General features: G+C 66.6%; 3 protein-coding genes. All 3 read left to right on the forward strand.

The annotated features are described in order from the left end of the window. Window positions 1-1,111, forward strand: a 1,111-nt coding sequence (gene pgmG, locus VF662_RS13190) for a phosphoglucomutase/phosphomannomutase PgmG (protein WP_464142025.1), incomplete at its 5' end; no start/stop codon positions are given. Window positions 1,112-1,113: 2 nt separating this feature from the next. Further along, window positions 1,114-1,362, forward strand: coding sequence for a hypothetical protein (locus VF662_RS13195; protein ID WP_464142027.1), 249 nt, complete (start codon window positions 1,114-1,116; stop codon window positions 1,360-1,362). Between the two features lie 83 nt (window positions 1,363-1,445). After that, window positions 1,446-2,057, forward strand: a 612-nt coding sequence (locus tag VF662_RS13200) for a hypothetical protein (RefSeq protein ID WP_464142029.1), incomplete at its 3' end; no start/stop codon positions are given.

The raw sequence follows: 2,057 nt of genomic DNA on the forward strand, positions 1-2,057 counted from the left end.
GGAGCTCGAGGTGGACGGCGGCATCCAGATCACCGGAAGCCACAATCCGGGCAATTATAACGGCTTCAAGATGGTGTTCTTCCACAAGGCCTTCTTCGGCCAGGACATACAGAAGCTCGGCGCCATGGCGGCGGAGGGCGACTGGGAGGAAGGCAGCGGCAGCGCGAGTGACTTCGACATTTCCGACATGTACATCGACCGCCTGCTGCGGGACTTCGACGCGCAGCCCTTCCGCGTCGGCTGGGACGCCGGCAACGGAGCCGCGGGCGAGATCCTCGAGCGGCTCGTGAAGCGCCTGCCGGGCGAGCATCACACCATCTACACCGAAGTCGACGGCAATTTCCCGAACCATCACCCGGATCCGACTGTCGAAGCCAACCTCGCGGATTTGAAGGCGCTGGTGGCGGAGAAGGGCCTCCACTTCGGCATCGCGTTCGACGGGGACGCCGACCGCATCGGCGCGATCGACGGCGAAGGAAGGGTCATCTGGGGCGACCAGTTGCTGTCGATCCTTGCCGAGCCGGTGCTTCGCGAGCTTCCGGGCGAGACGATCATTGCCGACGTCAAGGCGAGTCAGGCCCTGTTCGACCGCGTGGCCGAGCTTGGCGGCAAGCCGGTCATGTGGAAGACCGGCCACAGCCTCATCAAGTCGAAGATGAAGGAGACGAACGCGCCGCTCGCAGGCGAAATGAGCGGCCACATCTTCTTCGCGCACCGCTGGTACGGCTTCGACGACGCGATCTACGCGGCGCTCCGGCTGATCGAGGCGGTGAGCCAGCTCGGCGGTTCGCTGACCCGGCTCCGCTCGGAAATGCCCCAAATGATCAACACGCCGGAGATGCGCTTCCAGGTGGACGAGAGCCGGAAATTCCCGGTGGTTGAGGAAGTGCTGGCCCGCCTCGAAGCGGACGGCGCGAACGTGATCCGCACCGACGGGGCGCGCGTCAACACCGAGGACGGCTGGTGGCTGCTCCGCGCTTCGAACACGCAGGACGTGCTCGTCGCCCGCGCCGAAGCGAAGAGCGAAGAAGGGCTGGACCGGCTGGTCGCGCAGATCGACGAGCAGCTCGCCCTATCCGGCCTCGAGCGCGGCCCGCAAATGGCGCATTGAGGGTGCGGCGGCTCAACATCGACGCACTCGTCTACTGCCTCGTCTCGGCGGCGCTGGCGATCGCCGGCTGGAAGCTGGTCGACCACCGCGCGGGGCTGCTGCTCTCGGTCGGCCTGTTCCTGATCGTCATGCCGACCAGCGCGGTGGTGCTCTCCCGAACCGGGAACTTCGCCTTGGAGCGCGGGATCCGCTGGGGCATCCTGGCGCTCGCGGCGCTGGCGCTTTTCTCCTTCGCCGATCTCGGCGGCTGAGCCTCCCGGCAATCTGATATTAACCATCCCGGCCTAGCCCGTTGAGGATGGACGAGGCAGCAATATCTCCCCAAGCCAGGCCAGTGGAGGCCGCCGCGTCGAATGTCGCGGGGGCTAAGCCTCTCTGGACGATCGCGATCCTCGGTTGCGCAGCGGTCTTCCTCGAACGTCTGTGGCTGGCGCCGGATGTGCCGCTGTGGCTTGATGAGACCTGGACTGCTTCCATCACATCGCAGCCGAGCTGGAGCGCCTTCTGGCGGGAGGTCTATCTCGATCCGAACGCGCCGCTTTACTACCTCACCATGCATCTCTGGACCTCCGTCGCCGGGGTCTCGAACTTCGCGCTTCGGCTTCCGAGCCTGCTGTTCGTGGCGCTTGCCGCGGCGCTTCCGCTGGCGCGGCGGCCGCACGGCCTCTCCAGGGAAGCGGCGCTCGCCTGGGCGGCGCTCATCTTCTGCTGGGTGCCCGGCATCGTCTTTTCGCTGGAAGCGCGCGGCTACACCTTGCTGCTGCTCATCTCGACGGCCCAAACGATCGCCTATGCCCGCCTCATTCGGGAGCCGTCGCTTCGCGGCGCGTCCGTCTGGTGCGTCCTCGCGGCGGCTGCGATCCTGACCCATTATTTCGCCGGCCTGCTCGCGGCGGTGCAGGGGCTCTTCTACCTTGCGCTGCACCGGCGGGCGGCGGTTCGTACA

The sequence above is a fragment of the Allosphingosinicella sp. genome (assembly GCF_036387215.1).
Taxonomy (GTDB): Bacteria; Pseudomonadota; Alphaproteobacteria; order Sphingomonadales; family Sphingomonadaceae; genus Allosphingosinicella.